The following is an 18,137-nucleotide window of genomic DNA, read 5'->3' as shown; positions in this document are numbered from 1 at the left end:
TTTATTTCTACCAATCAGTTACTTGATGAAAATTTTTAAAGATGAAAGTCGGCGTATGCTTTAGTTCTCTAAGCCGAAAATTGACATTTCTGGGGCATGTTTTTTTAGTTTCAAGTTTCAAGTTTCAAATGTTGGAATTGTGGTATGATTCCGTTCTATAGGTCGATAATTGGTATTTCTGGAGCATGTGTTTTTAGTGGAACACACAACAGATAAACTCTCCAAATGAAAACAACCAATCTTTAAAAGGCAACCATATTTCAGGCAAGGTCAAATTTTGAACAACGAAGAACAAACCCCAAAATCTTTTCTATAGGTCGATAATTGGCATTTCTGGAGCATGGTGTTTTTAGTGGAGAACACAACAGACAACCCATAACAGATAAACCCCTTAATTACAATTAAAACTAATCTCTGGAAGGCAACCACATTCATCATGGCAAGGTTAAACTTTGAACAACGAACAACAAACCCCAAACTCTTTTCTGTAGTTTGATAATTGGCATTTTTCGGAACATGGTTTTTCAATGGAACTCACATTAGACAACACACAACAAATAAAACCCTAATCAAAATTAAAACTAATCTCTGGAAGGCAACCACATTTATGGCAAGTTTAAACTTTGAACAACGAACAACAAACCTCAAACTCTTTTCTACAATAAAAAAGAGGCTGCCTTTTTAAAGACAACCTCTGTTTTTGTTCTTCCGTAGAAATAATTTCTATTTCTCTTTTGCATAGCGACTTGCTACTTCTTTCCAATCAATAACATTAAAGAAAGCATCAATATATGCAGGTCGTTGGTTTTGATAATTCAGGTAATAAGCATGCTCCCATACATCAAGACCTAAAATTGGAGTTCCTCCACAGCCAATTTCCGGCATAATTGGATTGTCCTGATTTGCAGTTGAACAAATTTCAACTTTTCCACCTTCGTGAACACACAACCAGGCCCATCCGGAACCAAACTGTCCTGCTGCCGCTTTAGAAAATTCTTCTTTAAAAGCTTCAAAAGAACCAAAAGCATTATCTATTGCTTTAGATAATTCACCTTCTGGTTTTCCACCACCATCTGGTGACATAATTTCCCAGAATAAGTTGTGGTTGTAATATCCACCACCATTATTTCTAACTGCTTTATTAGACTTGTCAAGGTTTTTAAGTATATTTTCGATGGTCTTCCCCTCAAGGTCAGTACCTTCAATAGCATTGTTTAATTTTGTTGTATAACCTGCATGGTGCTTATCATGGTGAATTTCCATGGTTTTTGCATCAATATGAGGTTCTAATGCATCAAATGCATAATTTAATTTCGGTAACTCAAATGCCATAATATTTATTTTTAATGATTATTATTTTTACTCACTCAAAGTTAGCTATTAAGCGCTATAAAAGAAACATTTAAGTGTTATAAAATCCTTAAATAGCGCGGCTTTTCCGCAATCTCTTTTATATTAAAAACCAAAGCACGACCTTAGAAGCTTGTAGTAACTATTTAAAATATTCTTAAAATTGGCAAATTCCTTTACGATCTACAATGCCTCTGCAGGTTCAGGAAAAACCTTTACGCTTGTAAAAGAATATCTTCTTCTGCTTTTCAATTCAAAACGAAAGGAGGAATATCAAAACATCCTGGCCATTACTTTTACAAACAAGGCTGTAGACGAAATGAAGAGCAGGATTGTGGATAGCCTGCACGCATTTTCTTCTGAAAAAATTCCGGCGAAATCACAAGGTCTTTTTGAAGTTATTTCCAAAGAAACCGGCCTAAATCAGCTCCATATTAGAGAGAAATCTGCAAAAATCCTGAAGAGTATTATCCATAATTACGCTGCTTTTGAGGTTTCTACCATAGATGGTTTTACCCATCGTGTACTGCGCACATTTGCAAAAGACCTGGGATTACCAATTAATTTTGAAGTGGAGATGGCGCAGGAAGAAATCCTTATGGAAGCCGTGGAAAGCGTGATCAGCAAAGCAGGAACAGATCCAAAACTGACAAAAATACTTGTAGATTTTACGCTGAATAAAGCAGATGACGACAAAAGCTGGGATATTGCCCGCGATCTTTTTGAAATCTCAAAGCTGCTTATAAACGAAAATAACCAGAAGCCGCTCGAACTCCTTCAGAATAAAACATTGGAAGACTTTGACAAATTCGCCGCTAAACTTAAATCTGAAATAAAACAAGCAAAGCAGGAAAATGAAAAGCTCGCAGCAGAATTTTTTGAACTCCTAAAACAAAACGGACTAGAAGACTCAGATTTTAGTGGAAAATACGTGCCGGGTTATTTCAATAAAATATTAAACGGAAAGACTATTTCGAGTTTTGAAACTGGATGGATGCAGAAATTGCAAAGTGATCCACTCTATAAAAAATCTTTTAAAGACGCCTCCAAAAAGGCAATTATCGATAATATTCAGCCGCAGGTGGTCGATCTTTTTACTGCTACAAAAGACAATTATTTTAAAATAGAATTCCTTGAAGCAGTAAATAAAAGAACGGTTCAACTTTCGTTGCTCAATGCGATAAATCAGGAAATACAGGCGATAAAGAAAGACCGCAATCTTGTTTTAATTTCAGAATTTAATCCGCAAATAAGTGCGCAGGTTAAGGATCAGCCTGCCCCTTTTATTTACGAACGGCTTGGCGAGCGCTACAACAACTATTTTATAGATGAATTTCAGGATACTTCCCAGATGCAATGGGAAAATTTGATTCCGCTAATGGATGCCAGCCTTTCGGGAATGGGTGGAGAAGATGTCCCGGCTAATCTTATGCTCGTAGGAGATGCCAAACAGTCTATTTATCGCTGGCGTGGCGGGAAGGCAGAGCAGTTTATAGATTTAAGCAATACCAAAACAAGGCCATTTTCGATACCGCAGAACGTGATTAACCTGCCGGCCAATTACAGAAGCGGAGAAGAAATTGTACAATTCAACAATGATTTTTTTAGATTTGCGGCAGATTACCTGAGCCATCCAGATTATCAAGATTTATTTCAGAAAAGCAATCAGCAGCCTATCCGTAAAAATTGCGGCTATGTAAATATCAGTTTTCTTGAAGCCGAAAACCGGGAAAAAGAATTCGAAGTTTATCCTGAAAAAATTCTGGAAATCATCCGGGACCTGGAATCTAAAAACTTCAGGAAAGGAGATATTTGCATTCTTACCAGGAGAAAATCTGAAGGAATTGCGATTGCCAATCACCTGAGTGAACATGGAATTTCTGTAGTCTCTTCAGAAACTTTGCTCATTTCCAATTCTCCGGAAGTTAATTTTATTGCAAATCTTCTCGCCTTCTCGATCAACACTGAAGATGACATGCTGAAAATGGCAATTTTCGACTATCTGCAAAAGGCATTGCAACTGGAAAATCCGCATAAAATCATAAGTGCAAACCTTCCTTTCAACGGAAATGAATTCTTCAGCTGGCTAAAAGATTTTGATCTGAATTTTGATCTGGAAAATCTTACCAGACTTTCCCTGTATGAAGCTGCAGAGTACGTGATTCAGACTTTTGATCTCGTAAAAGCCTCTGATGCTTACGTGCAATTCTTTCTCGACTTTGTTTTTGAAAATACACAGAAATCGTCATTAGGAATTTCAGAATTTATGGATCTATGGGAAAGGGAGAAGTCACGTTTAAGCATTTTAGTGCCAAATGATGACGATGCAGTAGAGATTATGACCATTCATAAAGCAAAAGGCCTGGAATTTCCAATTGTGATTTATCCATTTGCCAATGCAGATTTTAGCGACACAAAAAGAGACGATCTCTGGCTGGAAATGGAGGAAACTATGAATGAGATTCCGGTAAGTTATCTTAGTGCCTCCAAAAAAATGCTGAACTGGAACCCGGCTTCGGGTGAAGTTTACGAGGAGTTGCTTCATCAAAAAGAACTGGATACTTTAAATGTGCTTTATGTTGCCTGCACGCGCGCTTCAGATCAACTCTATATTTTGACAAATTTCGACCTGGATAAAAAAGGAATTTCAAAAACGAATAAAACTTCAGGCTTACTTATCGAATTCCTGAGAAGCAAAGATTTGTGGAATGAAGAAAAAACCTATGAATTTGGAAAAACTTCAGAAATAGCTAAAGAAAATAAAAGTAGCACCGAGACCATTTCTCCTGAACATTTTTATTCTTCAGCTACACAAAACCAGGCGGTAAATATTGTGACCCGCTCCGGCTCGCTTTGGGAAACCAAACAAAAAGGTGCCATAGAAAAAGGAGAAATTGCACACGAGATCCTGGCCAAAATAAATTCTGAAGAAGATATTGATGTTGCTATAGAGAATGCTGTTTTAGACGGAATAATTACAGAAAATACTGCGGAAGAAATTAAACAACTCGTCATTAGGGTTTGCAGGCACCCACTATTAGAGCGGTATTTTTCACCCCAGGTTAAAAGCCTGAATGAAAGAACCATCATTACTGCCGAAGAGAAAATAAGACCCGACAGGCTGGTAATTGCCGGCAATAAATGCACCATTTTGGACTATAAAACCGGGAACGAGGCAGATTCTCATAAGAAGCAGATTAACAAATATGCTGAAGTTCTTAGCGGCATGGGCTATGAAATTGAAGAAAAAATCCTGGTTTATGTTAACGAGGAGGTTTCCCCAATGTTTGTATAAAAGAAATGTAATTTTGTAAAAAAGAAGATTATGTACGGAAAAATAAAAGACTATTTAGAAAAGGAAATTGAAGACATTAAAGAGGCGGGACTTTATAAGAAGGAACGTATAATCACTACTCCGCAGGACGCAGTGATAAAAATTTCCACGGGCCAGGAAGTGATTAATTTTTGCGCCAACAATTATCTTGGTTTATCCTCTCACCCAGAAGTGATACAGGCTGCCAAAGACACTATGGACACGCATGGCTTTGGAATGTCCAGTGTGCGTTTTATTTGCGGAACACAGGATATCCATAAAGAACTTGAGCAGAAGATTGCCGACTTCTACGGTACTGAAGATACGATCTTATATGCCGCAGCCTTTGATGCCAACGGCGGAATTTTTGAACCACTGCTTACCAAAGAGGATGCGATAATTTCAGATTCCCTTAATCACGCTTCTATTATTGACGGCGTACGTCTATGCAAAGCTGCAAGGTATCGCTACCAGAACAGTGACATGGCAGATCTCGAAAAGCAGTTAAAAGCCGCCAACGAAAACGGAGCCCGATTTAAAATTATAGTGACAGATGGTGTCTTTTCTATGGATGGTTTGGTAGCCCCTCTCGACAAAATTTGTGATTTAGCCGATAAATATGACGCCCTGGTAATGATAGACGACTGTCACGCTACCGGGTTTATTGGAGATATGGGAATTGGTACCCTGGAAGAAAAAAAGGTGCTGGACAGGGTGGACATTATCACCGGTACGCTTGGAAAAGCCCTTGGAGGTGCTATGGGCGGATATACAACTGCCAAAAAAGAAATCGTAGAACTTTTAAGGCAACGCTCAAGGCCTTACTTATTTTCAAATTCTCTTGCGCCGGCTATAGTAGGAGCTTCCATTAAAGTTTTTGAAATGCTGGAAAGGGACGATTCCCTTCGTAATAAACTTAAAGAAAATACAGCGTATTTTAAGAAAGGAATAAAAGATGCCGGTTTTGATATTATAGATGGTGAGGCAGCAATCGTTCCCGTAATGCTATATGATGCTAAGCTATCCCAGAAAATGGCCGATCAACTCCTGGAAAAAGGAATTTATGTAATTGGTTTCTTTTATCCCGTAGTACCAAAGGAACAGGCAAGAATAAGGGTTCAGCTTTCTGCCGCTCATAACAAGGAGCACCTGGATAAGGCCATTAAAGCATTTATTGAAGTTGGCAAACAACTTGAGATAATTTAACCGGAAAGTCACTGAAACCCAACGCAGAATTGGCTGTTTTTTAAGAAGGCAACCGCACGAAACCGCCATTAACCAAGGGCTAATTAAGAAAACTTTATTATTTCTTTCTTTGTTAATGTTCATGAAGCGCATACTTTTGTTTTTAATAACATGTAAACTAAACAATTGAATATGAAACATTTTAGCAAATTCCTATTAGCTTCAATGTTGGTACTTGGACTTACTTCGGTTAATGCTCAGGATGCCAACAACCCCTGGTCTATAGGTATTCAAACGAATGCAGTAGATTTTTATCCAACCGGAGAAGATGCCCCACAGGGTGACTGGTTCAATGATTATTTCAACACAGGAGATCACTGGAACATTTTACCTTCTGTATCAAGATTAACAGTAGGCCGTTATATTGGCGCTGGATTTGTAGCGGAATTCGCTGGGTCAATAAACCAAATTGAACATTTTGGAGACAGACCTGTAGATGATCTTTCTTACTATTCAGCAGACTTATCAGCTAATTACAGTTTGAGAGCCTTGCTTAATGACGGCTGGTTTGATCCTGTACTTGGTGTTGGTGGTGGTTATAACTGGATTGGAGATACAGATAATGATCTTCAGGGCTTTGACGGTTTAACCTTAAATGGTAAGCTTGGGTTAAATTTCTGGTTTACTGATAATGTTGCTTTAACTGTAGAATCTAACTACAAACATTCTTTCGAGACCGAAACCGCATCACATTTCCAACATGCTGCCGGTATTAAATTTATATTTGGTGGTACTGATTCTGATGGAGATGGTGTTTACGACAAGGATGATGAGTGTCCTGAAACACCTGGCTTACCAGAATTTAATGGTTGTCCAGATTCAGACGGTGATGGTATAGAAGATCGTATGGACGAATGTCCAAATGAAGCTGGTCTTGCCCAATTTAACGGATGTCCTGATACTGATGGTGATGGTGTTGCAGATCCACAGGATGAATGTCCAAACGAAGCTGGTACTGCTGAAATGAATGGTTGCCCAGATGCTGATGGTGACGGTGTTGCAGACAACGAAGATGACTGTCCAAATGAGGCTGGTCCTGCTGAAAATAACGGATGTCCTTACGAAGATGCCGATGGTGACGGAGTATTGGATAAAGATGACGAATGTCCAAATGTTGCCGGTACTGCTGCCAACAACGGATGTCCAGAGCCAACTGCAGAAGTTGTTTCTGAATTGAATGAGTATTCAAACACTGTATTATTCGACCTTAATAAGGCAACAATCAGTACAGAATCTGAAGATGCATTAAATTCGATTGCTGATATCATGGAAGAATATTCAAATACTGTGTTTCATATAGAAGGTCATACCGATAGTTCAGGAAGTGACCAGTATAATCTTCAACTTTCTAAAGAACGTGCTCAATCTGTAAAAGATTATTTAGTAAGTGCAGGTATCCCGGAAAACAGATTAACTTCTGAAGGTTACGGAGAAACCAGACCAATCGCTTCTAACAGTACTTCTTCAGGAAGACAGGAAAACAGAAGAGTTGAAATTTCTCTTGATGAAGACAAAGAAATGAGAGAAGATACTTCTAACTAAGAAGTGCATATCATAAAGAATTAATTTCTTTACTTAAAACGCCCCGATTCGTCGGGGCGTTTTTTATTTTTATGGTATGAGATCATTTATAAACCGCGTGCTTCAACGCCTCCTTTCTTCCGAAGAAAACATTTCAGAAATTACCTTTGTCCTTCCCAGTAAAAGAGCCGGAGCTTTTTTAATTAACGAGCTTTCCAGGCTTGGCAGAAAAAGCATTTTCGCTCCCAAAATTTACAGTATCGAAGAATTTACTGAAGAAATTTCGGGATTAAAAACGGTTGACAATACCATTTCCATATTCGAGTTCTTTGAGGTTTACCAAAACTGCACTCCAAAAGAAGAACAGGAAGATTTTGATACGTTTATTAACTGGGCGCAAACTCTTATCCACGATTTTAACGAAGTAGACCGATACCTTATTGATCACCGTGCATTCTTTAATTATCTTTCAGAAATCCAGGATCAAAAGCACTGGTTTTTACAGGAGGAAAAGACAGATTTAATTAAAAACTATTTAAAGTTCTGGCATAAATTACCGGAATTTTATGAGAAACTTTCTGATAAATTTCTCTCCAAAAAGCAGGGATATCAAGGGCTCATTTACCGCAAAGCTTCGGAAGAAATCCGTGAATATATCAATAAAAATTGTCAAAAACACGTCTTTATTGGGTTTAACGCCTTAAATGCTGCGGAAGAAAAAATATTCCAGTATTTGCTGGAAAATTCAACTGCAGAAGTATTCTGGGATATAGATGAAATATTCCTGAAAGACCGGGAGAACGGTGCCTCTCTGTTTATAAGAGAATACCTGGAAAAATGGCCCTATTACCAATCCCATCCTCTTCCATTAAAAACAGAAGAATACGGGGAGAAGAAAAACATCGAGATTACCGGGGTTCCTAAAAATATTGGCCAGGCAAAATATTTGGGTGAGATTTTGGCAAATATGGATCAGGTCCAATTGCAAAGAACAGCAGTTGTACTGGGCGAGGAAGATTTACTACTTCCGGTTTTGAACAGCCTCCCTCCCAACGTTGCCGCGCTTAATATCACAATGGGATTCCCCCTGAAAAATGCGCCAATTACTTCTTTCTTTGAAAAACTCTTCCATATTCATCTTAATAAAGAAAAAGAATATTATTACAAGGATGTGATTTCCATAATCAATCATCCTGGAATTGCACCAATCCTAAACCCTCATGCCGCCAAAGCTACACTGAAGATTAATAAAGAAAATATAGTGTACCTCAAACCGGAGAAACTGATTTCTTTTTTCCCCGAAGACCTTCAAAAGTTGATCAGCAATTGCTTTACAGATTGGGAAGATTCACCCAAACAAGCTCTCCAGCACTCGCAGGACATTATTTCGGAAATCAAGAAGCAACTCAAATCTATACAAAACAACCTGGGACTAGAGTTCCTTTACCAGTTTCATGTGCTCTTTAATAAGCTGGAAAACCTTAACGAGGCGTATCCTCATATTAAAACAATAAAGTCCTTACATGGCTTCTTTAGGGAAATAATGAGTACTCAAAGTCTCGATTTCCAGGGGCGACCGTTTAACGGACTCCAATTAATGGGGATGTTGGAATCGAGAGCACTGGATTTTGAAAATGTAATTATCACTTCGGTGAATGAAGGGGTGCTTCCTTCAGGGAAATCCAGTAATTCTTTTATTCCGTACGATCTTAAAAAAGTTTACAAACTGCCAACTTACAGAGAAAAAGATGCCGTTTACACCTATCACTTTTACCGCTTGCTGCAAAGAGCAAAAAAGGTGACCCTGCTTTATAATACGGAGAGCAGTGGATTAAATGCCGGTGAAAAGAGCCGTTTTTTGACGCAGCTGGAAATAGAAAAGCAGCCTAAACATCAAATAATTAAAAAATCCATTTCGCCCAAAGTAAGTGCAAATCCAAAGCAGCTTCAGGAAATACAGAAAACGCCGCAAATCATGGAGAAAATCCGATCTTTGGCAGTTTCGGGATTTTCACCTTCAGCTTTAACGACTTACATCAGGAATCCACTCGATTTTTACCACCAGTACGTTCTAGGCATCAGGGAGCAGGAAGAAGTAGAAGAAACTGTGGCTTATAACACGCTGGGGACGGTAGTTCACGATACGCTTCAGAATTTCTATGAACCTTATGAAAATCAGGTCATTTCCGAAGAAATTATTGAAACGTTTATAAAGCGGGTCGATAGCGAAATTAAACTTCAGTTTGAAAAATCTTATACTCGTGCGCCCATGAACAGAGGTCAGAATTTGCTGATTTTTGAGGTGGCAAAACGCTATCTTCTCAATTTTTTAAAATATGAACAGAAACGTCTCAAACGAGGGGATGAAATCCAAATCCTGCGGATAGAAAATAACCTTAAAGCTCCTCTGAATATTTCCGGACTGAACTTCCCCATCTTCATACGCGGAAAAGTGGACAGGGTTGAAAAGACAAACGGCATCACGAGGATTATCGATTATAAAACCGGAAAAGTAGAACAAAATAAAATTGAAATTTCAGATTGGGAAGCCATCTCCACAGATTATGACAAATACGGTAAAAGTTTCCAGGTTTTAACTTATGCCACGATGCTAAATGCCACCACAAAGCTGGAACATCCAGTAGAAGTCGGTATAATTTCTTTTAAAAATATGAAAGGCGGGTTTCTTAAATTTTGCAAAAAAGACACTCCAAACCAGCGAAGTGCTAAAAAATATGAAATAAATGACCAAATCCTGGAATCTTTTAAGATAGAATTGAATAAATTAATTGTGGAAATCTGTAATCCTGAAGTACCTTTCACCGAGAAAGAAATAAAGAAATCCTACGGAAGTTTTTAGGGAAGGCTTCCTCTCCAAAAAAGAATAAATGGAAATCAAAAAAAATTTAGTGATAGAAGGAAAACACGGCAAACCCATTGTTGCCGATCTATTTTTTGAATCTGAAAATAAACCAAAACCCATAGTAATATTTTGTCACGGTTACAAAGGCTTTAAAGACTGGGGCGGCTGGAATTTAATGGCCGAATGGTTTGCCCGTAAAGGCTATTTCTTCGTGAAATTTAATTTCTCACATAACGGAACTACTCCAGATAACCCAACAGATTTTTTAAATATAGAGGCTTTTGGAGATAATAATTACACCAAAGAACTCGATGATTTACAATCTGTTATAGACTATCTGCTACTTCCCGACTTCAAATATTTAGAACACCTGGACGTTTCAGATATTAATCTGATCGGGCACTCCCGGGGCGGCGGAATAACCATTATAAAAGCTGCGGAAGAAAAAAGGATCACCAACCTTATCACCTTTGCATCGGTAAGTGACTTTGGATCCCGGTTTCCAAAAGAGAAAGAACTTGAAGCCTGGAAGAAAAAAGGCGTGCGCTACATTACCAATACCAGGACAAAGCAGCAACTGCCACATCACTTTCAGTTTTACCGCGATTTTAAAGAGAATGAAGAGCGCCTGAATATTCAAAAGGCTGCAAAGAAGCTGGAAATTCCGCATCTTATCGTGCATGGTAGTAGTGACACCAGCGTTTCTATAGCCGATGCCGGAAACCTTTTTGAATGGAGCCCAACTTCAAAATTACTGCTGGTGGAAAATGCAGATCATGTTTTTGGCATGAAGCATCCATGGGACGAAGAAGATTTTTCTAGGGATTTCAAGTATGTTCTGGATAATACGTTGGAATTTATGGAAACAGACGATAAGGATTTAATAGACGCTTACGGCGATTAAAAAAGAGTAAAGCAAAAAACCACTGCAAATGCAGTGGTTTTTGTGGAGAATATCGGAGTCGAACCGATGACCTTTTGGCTGCCAGCCAAACGCTCTAGCCAGCTGAGCTAATCCCCCGTTGCAGGGGCAAATGTAATAATTTTCTTTAAATAACTAAATCTTTTATTTTCTGAATTTCACATGATCACACTTGCTGAGAAAAAACATCTTGAGCAGATAAAGCAACTTACGGAATCCTGTGCTGTGGCTATGCAGCAAAGAGGAATTTACCAATGGAATGAACATTACCCTTCCAGAGAGCGACTTTCTGAAGATATTGAAAAGCAGGAGTTGTATATAAAGGTCGAAAATTGCCAAATTGAAGGCATCATTGTTTTGACCAATTTTATGGACGAAGAATATCTTCCTGTTAAATGGCTCACCAATAGCGGAAATAACCTTTATATCCACCGCCTGGCAACAAATCCTGCTAAATGGGGTTTCGGGACTGGAAAAGCACTCATGGATTTTGCTGAAAATCATGCCCGGCAGCATAACTTTGAATCGGTGAGGCTGGATACCTTCAGTAAAAACAAGCGAAATCAGAAATTTTACGAATCCCGCGGCTACAAAAAGCTGGGGAATATTTATTTCCCGAAACAAAGTGAAGCTCCTTTTTACTGTTATGAGCTGCTGCTCTAAAATGGCAATTTTCGGCCTTAGTTGTAAAAAGAAAGCCTAAAATCCCAGCTTATATTAACTTTGCAGCTTAAAATTTTAAAGTGGCGACCTCAGTAAGTTTTAAGAACATTAATAGAATTGCTATTCCGGCGATAATTGCAGGAATTGCAGAGCCGCTTATTTCCCTTACAGATATTGCGGTTATTGGCAATGTTGAAGAAAATTCTATAGAAGCCCTTGCCGCGGCGGGGATTGTAGGCTCCTTTCTTTCTGCCATTATCTGGATTGTGGCGCAAACAAAAACGGCAATTTCGGCAATTGTATCTCAGCATCTCGGTGCTAACAGGCTGCACGCGGTAAAAACACTTATTCCGCAGGCCATTGGTTTTAATTTCCTTTTCAGTTTAGTTATTTATGCGGTCACCGCTTTTTTTGCTGAAGCGATTTTTAGCGCTTATAATGCCGAAGGCCTTATTTTACAATATTCAGAAAATTATTACCAGATTAGGGCGCTGGGTTACCCGTTAACGCTGGTTACTTTTGCGATATTTGGAGTTTTTCGGGGTCTTCAGAATACATTATGGGCAATGAAATGCAGCCTTACCGGTGCCGTCGTGAACGTGGCGCTGGATTATTTGCTGGTATACGGAGTTGAAGGTTATATTCCCGCAATGCACCTGGAGGGTGCTGCTTTTGCCAGCCTCGCCGCCCAGGGTACAATGCTGATTATGGCGCTCTGGTTTTTCTTTAAAAAAACTCCGTTTCATTTTAAGTTGAGTTTTAATATCAATCCGCAAATGCGGCCGTTGTTGTTAATGGCGGCTAATCTTTTTGTACGTACTGCTGCCCTAAATTTTGCCATTTACCTGGCCAATGCCTATGCTACAGATTATGGAAACAATTATATCGCGGCGCAGAGTATTTTGATGAACATCTGGTTATTTTTCAGTTTTTTTATTGATGGATACGCCAACGCCGGAAATGCCATTGGCGGACGTTTACTTGGTGCCAGGGATTATAAGAATTTATGGGAATTGAGCAAAAAGATCAGTCTCTATGCGGTTCTAATCGCCTTAATTTTAATGGGAATCTGCGGAATTTTTTATGAAGAAATCGGCCTATTATTTAATAAAGAAGCTACTGTCCTTGCCTTATTTTCTTCAGTATTCTGGATTGTTTTACTGATGCAGCCTGTAAATGCCATTGCTTTTATGTTCGATGGAATTTTTAAAGGTCTGGGTGAAGCAAAATATCTTCGGAATGTTCTTCTGGTCGCTACTTTTCTTGGTTTTACTCCTACCCTGCTCATTTCAGATTATTTTGGGCTGAAGCTGCACGCTATTTGGATGGCTTTTTTCGTTTGGATGCTGATAAGGAGCAGCGCTTTAGTCATCCAATTCCGAAGAAAATATCTGGATAAGGAAGTCTGAAGCAAGAGACACTTCTAAAATGGCAATTATCGAGCTGATTTATTCTAAATGATGAATTCTAACTTTTGAATTATCACTTTCCCGTGTAGAATCAGGACAAAGAACTCTTCAGATAAAAAGGTCGTGTCTGAAAAATTTCAATTTTCCACCTAAAACAGACAACCGACAACTCACAACCGCTAAAACTTCCAAACCAGCAAAAGAACTTTCCACTTTCCTCTCTCCACTAAAAGAGCATCCAAAAATGCCAATTATCGACCTGCAGAAGTGAAGAATTCGACAAACTCCGAACTACAAACTCCGAACAAATACGTAAATTTGAGTAAAACCGAAAGAAATAATGACGACCACGCGCGAAAACGGAAGCTTATATACTAATGTTCAAAACAAAATTGCATCCCTGGAGTTTGGACATCCTGCCAGCAACTCCTTTCCCTCTGAACTTCTTAAAAGACTGGAAAAGGAAATCAATCGTCTTTCTGAAGATGACTCTGTAAACCTCATTATCCTTAAATCTGAAGGTGAAAAAGCTTTTTGTGCCGGTGCTTCTTTTGACGAACTTATGGAAATTGAAAACCGCGATTCCGGAAAAGAATTTTTCTCCGGTTTTGCAAACGTGATCAATGCCATGAGAAAATGTAAAAAACTTATTGTAGGTCGTGTACAGGGGAAAACGGTTGGCGGCGGAGTAGGCCTTGTTGCAGCGTGTGATTATGCCATGGCCACAGACGCCGCGGCAATAAAACTTTCAGAATTAAGTATAGGTATTGGCCCTTTTGTAATTGCCCCGGCCGTAGAAAGAAAAATGGGAGTTGCCGCTTTGGGCGAGTTAACGCTGGCTGCCCATGAATGGAAAAATGCCTATTGGGCAAAGGAAAAAGGCCTGTACGCAAAGGTTTTTGAATCTATAAAAGACCTGGATAAGGAAATAGAAATTTTTTCTGAAAAACTGGCCTCCTATAATCTGCAGGCTTTGCTGGAAATGAAGCGCGTTTTGTGGAAAAACACCGCCCACTGGGATAAATTGCTGGAGGAAAGAGCTGCCGTTTCAGGAGAATTAGTGCTTTCAGATTTTACAAGGAAAGCTTTATCAAAATTTAAAAAATAAGAGATAAACATCACGTAAATTTTTCAAAAACTGAATCTTATGTATTGAAACTACATTAATTCTGAAAATGACCCTGCTTATCAACAAGGATATGAATTAGGTTTTAAAATAGGATCCTTTATAGGTGGACACTGGTTTTTCATAATAGGAACGGCCTTTCTGTTATCACTCGGAGTGCTGTTTCTTATAAGAAGAATCAGGCGGAAAAATCTTCAAAAGTTAGCTAAACCAGTAAATTAAAAAACCTAAATTTTTCTTACTACCAGTGGATATATAAAATAAACATCCTACCTTTTAAGATTAGTTTGAACTTTGAACTCTTAATGGCCTTACAACAACACTTACCGCAGGACCGCGACCCATCTGAAGATCAGATGTGGGGCTACAGCTTATGGGAATTTATTGCCGGTAATTGGATGTACCTTATTGCGATAATTTTTCTGCTGGCCATATTTTTTTACGCGCGCTATAGCTGGCGCAAAAGACACGATAAATGATGCAACAGGAAACGCCCGATGGAGAAGCTTGGGAAATCCTCAGTTTTCTCAGTGGTTATGGATTTTGGCTCTTGCTGGCCATTTTGCTTGTAGCGGTAGTGCTTTACAAAAAGTTCAGGAAGTAATTAGCGGGTTTTTAACCAGCCCGTAATACTCAGCCGTTCCTGTTTCACCGGCCTTACCTCATGCTCCAGCACCTGACTTTCAAAAATTACCATACGACCCGGAAAAGGAAAAATACTTTCTGAAGTTTCCAATCCATTTTTATCTTTATATATTACCAGCTCACCCCCATTTTCAGGCTTCCAGTCTTCCTGGTTGAGATAACAAACCATGGAAAGTTTACGCCGTCCGTCATTCTGGAAAGTATCCAGATGCCGCTTATAGAATGTTCCTTCAGGATAAAGCGCATAATGAAATTCCTTAGTCAGGATTCCGAGGAAACAGGTTTTATTCAGGTAATCTACAAGCACATTAATTTTATTAAAAAACAATTTTTCTGCAGCGCCGGCTTCAGCTTCGTTGATCCATAAAATAAAATCCCCGCGAACAGATTTTGCTATTACTTCGTTGGTCCTGTTCCCTATGGCAGCCTTTTTAAAGTTGTCTTCGGTATATTTATTTATAAGGGAATTGCGCAGGGCTTCCACTTCATCTTCATCAAAAAAAGAATCAATAACCGAGTATTGGTTCTCCAAAAGATCAGAAATAATCTTCTCATATAGCGGATTTTCCCGAAACTCCAGCTGTTCATATAACTCTTCTGGTGCTGTTTCCATAGCTAAAAAAATTTGGCAAATATAAACCAGAAAATGATTACTTATATAAAAAATTTATGCGTCGAAAATCTTTTATCTTTGCAGCAAAATCGAGATGCCATGAGCAAGATTAGGATTACCAAACAATTTTCTTTTGAAACCGGCCATGCCCTTTACGGCTACGACGGCAAATGCAGGAATGTTCACGGCCATAGTTATAAACTTAGTGTTACAGTTTTGGGAGAGCCAATTACAGATCCAGCGCATGTAAAATTTGGGATGGTCATCGATTTTGGGGACCTTAAAAAGATAGTAAAGACAGAAATTGTAGATCAATTTGACCATGCCACTGTTTTCAACAAAAATACGCCGCATGTTGAGCTGGCAAAAGAACTTCAGGATCGTGATCATCATGTGATTTTGGTGGATTACCAACCCACCAGTGAGAATATGGTCATAGATTTTGCTGCAAAAATTCAGAAGCACCTGCCGTCTCATATTTATTTGCATTCTTTAAAACTTCAGGAAACCGAAACTTCGTTTGCAGAGTGGTATGCGAGTGATCAGGATGCCCCCCAACCCCCGAAGGGGGAGTAATCCTATACTTCTTTGCACAGGTTTTGAAAACCTGGAAGGTCTTGTGCTTAAAATATTATCTTTACAGCCAGAATTTATTATATGACCATTCCTGAAGGCAAAAAAATTTATTTTTCCAGCGATAATCATCTTGGTGCGCCCACTCAAAAAGAAAGCCGATTGCGGGAAAAGAAATTTGTACAGTGGCTCGATGAAATTAAAGAGGATGCTGCTGCCATTTTCCTGCTCGGGGATCTCTTCGATTTCTGGTTTGAATACAAGCATGTAGTTCCCAAAGGTTTTGTGCGTACCCTTGGCAAACTTGCCGAAATTAAGGATAGCGGAATTCCGGTATATTTTTTCGTGGGTAACCACGATTTATGGATGAACAATTATTTTGAGGAAGAACTTAATATTCCGGTTTTTCATAAACCCAAAGAATTTGAATTCAACAACAAAACTTTTCTGATCGGTCATGGCGACGGGCTTGGTCCCGGGGATCACGGCTATAAACGGATGAAGAAGGTTTTTACCAATCCGCTTTCAAAATGGCTTTATCGCTGGCTCCACCCAGATCTTGGGGTTCCGCTGGCGCAGTATTTTTCGGTTAAAAACAAAATGATTTCTGGAGAGGAAGATCAGGAATTTTTGGGAGAAGATAAAGAGTGGCTTATCCAGTATTGTAGGCGAAAATTGGAAAAAAAGCACTATGACTATTTTCTGTTCGGGCACCGGCATTTACCCCTTGAATTTCAGCTAACTGAAAAATCTATGTACATCAACACCGGAGACTGGATTAATTACTACACCTATGCTGTTTTTGATGGTAAAGATCTGACGTTGGAGAAGTTGTAGAAACATTATCTACTACCTTATCGAACCAGTACTTTAAATTAGGCCGGAAATTACTATAGTTAACTGTTTCCATACAACAAAGATACATCTAAGTACTTAAAATCGTACTTTTTTTTAAAAAACATTAATATTCAAAGTTTTAATGACTAAAACTTATCTTCCAGTTAATACCGAATTTATCCCTGCAAATTCCATAATAAGAACCCCAGAATTGTTCCGAAATTGGAAGCTCAATTTCACCTTCATGAGATAAAGAATTAAACAATTTATCAGCTTCTTCTTTACTATCAGTACTAATATAGAGCGAGAAGAATTTTGCTGCGATATTTTCTCGTTCCCTGCTTTCAACGATGTCAGCTCCCATTAAAATTGTTTCTCTGCTAATTGGTAATGCAATGTGCATTATATGATCATCTGTACAATTTGGAAAATTCTGCCTGGCAACTTCAGGAACATCTTTATAACGTCCTATGTACTGGAATTCTTTATTAAATATAGATTTATAAAAATTAAATGCTTCTTCGCAATTTCCATTAAAATACAAATAGGTGTTCACTGTTGCCATGACTTGTCGCTATTTTATTTATTTTTTTCGGTCTTTGTAGAAACTGCTTATCTTCTTTAAATCAGGTTTATCAGCCATTAGTTTTAAGCCTATGTCTAATTTTTACAAATATCGTCCAGGTATTGAAATAAATTCAGGCGGAACAATGTGCCTTCAATAAGTTCTGAGATTTGTTCCAGTTCTTCACTGCTTACTGCAAAATCCATTTTTTGAAGCGGAGACCTCAGCAGGATATTTCTGCAGTTTTCGGGATTTTTGCAATTACTGCACGATCTTTTTTCTGCCAGCTTGATGTTACTTGAAAACTGGATGATTTCTTCACGTAGAAGGTAAAAACCCATATCCTTAAAAACCAGTTGTATCCTGTTGGGATCGATATTTAAATCTGTATTCTTCCAGCGGAAAGCGATTCCCAGCCGGTTATGGTGAATGATCTCTACGTCGTCCATCTTTGAATGCTTTCTCCAAAGATAAAGAATTATTTAAACTGAA

16 protein-coding genes and 1 tRNA gene are annotated in these 18,137 nt (G+C 38.6%); 12 read left to right on the top strand and 5 right to left on the bottom strand.

The window, feature by feature from the left end:
• Positions 1-723: 723 nt before the first annotated feature.
• On the bottom strand, positions 724-1,332 hold the full coding sequence (locus tag RM529_RS00940) for a superoxide dismutase (RefSeq protein ID WP_311482869.1): 609 nt from the start codon (positions 1,330-1,332) through the stop codon (positions 724-726).
• A 181-nt stretch (positions 1,333-1,513) separates the two neighbouring features.
• Between RM529_RS00940 and RM529_RS00935 the strand changes: the two genes are divergently transcribed.
• The 5 genes from RM529_RS00935 to RM529_RS00915 all read left to right on the top strand — a co-directional run bounded on the left by RM529_RS00935 (position 1,514) and on the right by RM529_RS00915 (position 11,196).
• A complete protein-coding gene (locus RM529_RS00935) occupies positions 1,514-4,645 on the top strand; it encodes a UvrD-helicase domain-containing protein (protein WP_311482868.1) in 3,132 nt (1,043 codons plus the stop codon).
• Positions 4,646-4,675: 30 nt separating this feature from the next.
• Complete coding sequence (kbl, locus tag RM529_RS00930; protein ID WP_311482867.1) at positions 4,676-5,869, top strand: glycine C-acetyltransferase; 1,194 nt, start codon at positions 4,676-4,678, stop codon at positions 5,867-5,869.
• 171 nt (positions 5,870-6,040) lie between these two features.
• Positions 6,041-7,450 (top strand): OmpA family protein, encoded by a 1,410-nt coding sequence (locus tag RM529_RS00925; RefSeq protein ID WP_311482866.1) that lies wholly within the window; start codon positions 6,041-6,043, stop codon positions 7,448-7,450.
• A gap of 76 nt (positions 7,451-7,526) precedes the next feature.
• The gene (locus RM529_RS00920) at positions 7,527-10,289 is read left to right on the top strand and encodes a PD-(D/E)XK nuclease family protein (protein ID WP_311482865.1); all 2,763 of its coding nucleotides are present in this window, start codon (positions 7,527-7,529) and stop codon (positions 10,287-10,289) included.
• Positions 10,290-10,317: 28 nt separating this feature from the next.
• The gene (locus RM529_RS00915; RefSeq protein ID WP_311482864.1) at positions 10,318-11,196 is read left to right on the top strand and encodes an alpha/beta hydrolase family protein; all 879 of its coding nucleotides are present in this window, start codon (positions 10,318-10,320) and stop codon (positions 11,194-11,196) included.
• A gap of 43 nt (positions 11,197-11,239) precedes the next feature.
• Here RM529_RS00915 and RM529_RS00910 read toward each other — a convergent pair.
• Positions 11,240-11,313 (bottom strand) — tRNA-Ala (locus tag RM529_RS00910).
• Positions 11,314-11,376: 63 nt separating this feature from the next.
• On the opposite strand from RM529_RS00910, the gene RM529_RS00905 reads away from it, so the two are divergent.
• The 5 genes from RM529_RS00905 (at position 11,377) to RM529_RS00885 (ending at position 15,016) form a co-directional block, all read left to right on the top strand.
• Positions 11,377-11,877 carry a GNAT family N-acetyltransferase gene (locus RM529_RS00905; protein ID WP_311482863.1) on the top strand — a complete coding sequence of 167 codons (501 nt, stop codon included), beginning with the start codon at positions 11,377-11,379 and terminating at the stop codon, positions 11,875-11,877.
• A gap of 80 nt (positions 11,878-11,957) precedes the next feature.
• On the top strand, positions 11,958-13,286 hold the full coding sequence (locus RM529_RS00900; protein WP_311482862.1) for an MATE family efflux transporter: 1,329 nt from the start codon (positions 11,958-11,960) through the stop codon (positions 13,284-13,286).
• 340 nt (positions 13,287-13,626) lie between these two features.
• Positions 13,627-14,394 (top strand): enoyl-CoA hydratase/isomerase family protein, encoded by a 768-nt coding sequence (locus RM529_RS00895; RefSeq protein ID WP_311482861.1) that lies wholly within the window; start codon positions 13,627-13,629, stop codon positions 14,392-14,394.
• Between the two features lie 323 nt (positions 14,395-14,717).
• Positions 14,718-14,891 carry a hypothetical protein gene (locus RM529_RS00890; RefSeq protein ID WP_311482860.1) on the top strand — a complete coding sequence of 58 codons (174 nt, stop codon included), beginning with the start codon at positions 14,718-14,720 and terminating at the stop codon, positions 14,889-14,891.
• A complete protein-coding gene (locus RM529_RS00885; protein ID WP_311482859.1) occupies positions 14,888-15,016 on the top strand; it encodes a hypothetical protein in 129 nt (42 codons plus the stop codon). Before RM529_RS00890 ends, RM529_RS00885 begins: the two co-directional genes overlap by 4 nt.
• On the opposite strand, the gene RM529_RS00880 is transcribed toward RM529_RS00885, so the two are convergent.
• On the bottom strand, positions 15,017-15,670 hold the full coding sequence (locus RM529_RS00880) for a 2OG-Fe(II) oxygenase (protein WP_311482858.1): 654 nt from the start codon (positions 15,668-15,670) through the stop codon (positions 15,017-15,019).
• Positions 15,671-15,769: 99 nt separating this feature from the next.
• Between RM529_RS00880 and RM529_RS00875 the strand changes: the two genes are divergently transcribed.
• Together RM529_RS00875 and RM529_RS00870 are read left to right on the top strand one after the other, a co-directional pair.
• Positions 15,770-16,246, top strand: a complete 477-nt coding sequence (locus tag RM529_RS00875; RefSeq protein WP_311482857.1) for a 6-pyruvoyl trahydropterin synthase family protein — start codon at positions 15,770-15,772, stop codon at positions 16,244-16,246.
• An 81-nt stretch (positions 16,247-16,327) separates the two neighbouring features.
• Complete coding sequence (locus RM529_RS00870) at positions 16,328-17,080, top strand: UDP-2,3-diacylglucosamine diphosphatase (protein WP_311482856.1); 753 nt, start codon at positions 16,328-16,330, stop codon at positions 17,078-17,080.
• A 139-nt stretch (positions 17,081-17,219) separates the two neighbouring features.
• On the opposite strand, the gene RM529_RS00865 is transcribed toward RM529_RS00870, so the two are convergent.
• The gene (locus RM529_RS00865) at positions 17,220-17,645 is read right to left on the bottom strand and encodes a VOC family protein (protein ID WP_311482855.1); all 426 of its coding nucleotides are present in this window, start codon (positions 17,643-17,645) and stop codon (positions 17,220-17,222) included.
• A gap of 95 nt (positions 17,646-17,740) precedes the next feature.
• The gene (locus RM529_RS00860; RefSeq protein WP_311482854.1) at positions 17,741-18,094 is read right to left on the bottom strand and encodes a hypothetical protein; all 354 of its coding nucleotides are present in this window, start codon (positions 18,092-18,094) and stop codon (positions 17,741-17,743) included.
• Between the last annotated feature and the right edge of the window lie 43 nt (positions 18,095-18,137).

The organism is Autumnicola edwardsiae, from assembly GCF_031846505.1.
GTDB classification, from domain to species: domain Bacteria; phylum Bacteroidota; class Bacteroidia; order Flavobacteriales; family Flavobacteriaceae; genus Autumnicola; species Autumnicola edwardsiae.
This window is presented reverse-complemented; position numbering and strand designations above follow the sequence as displayed.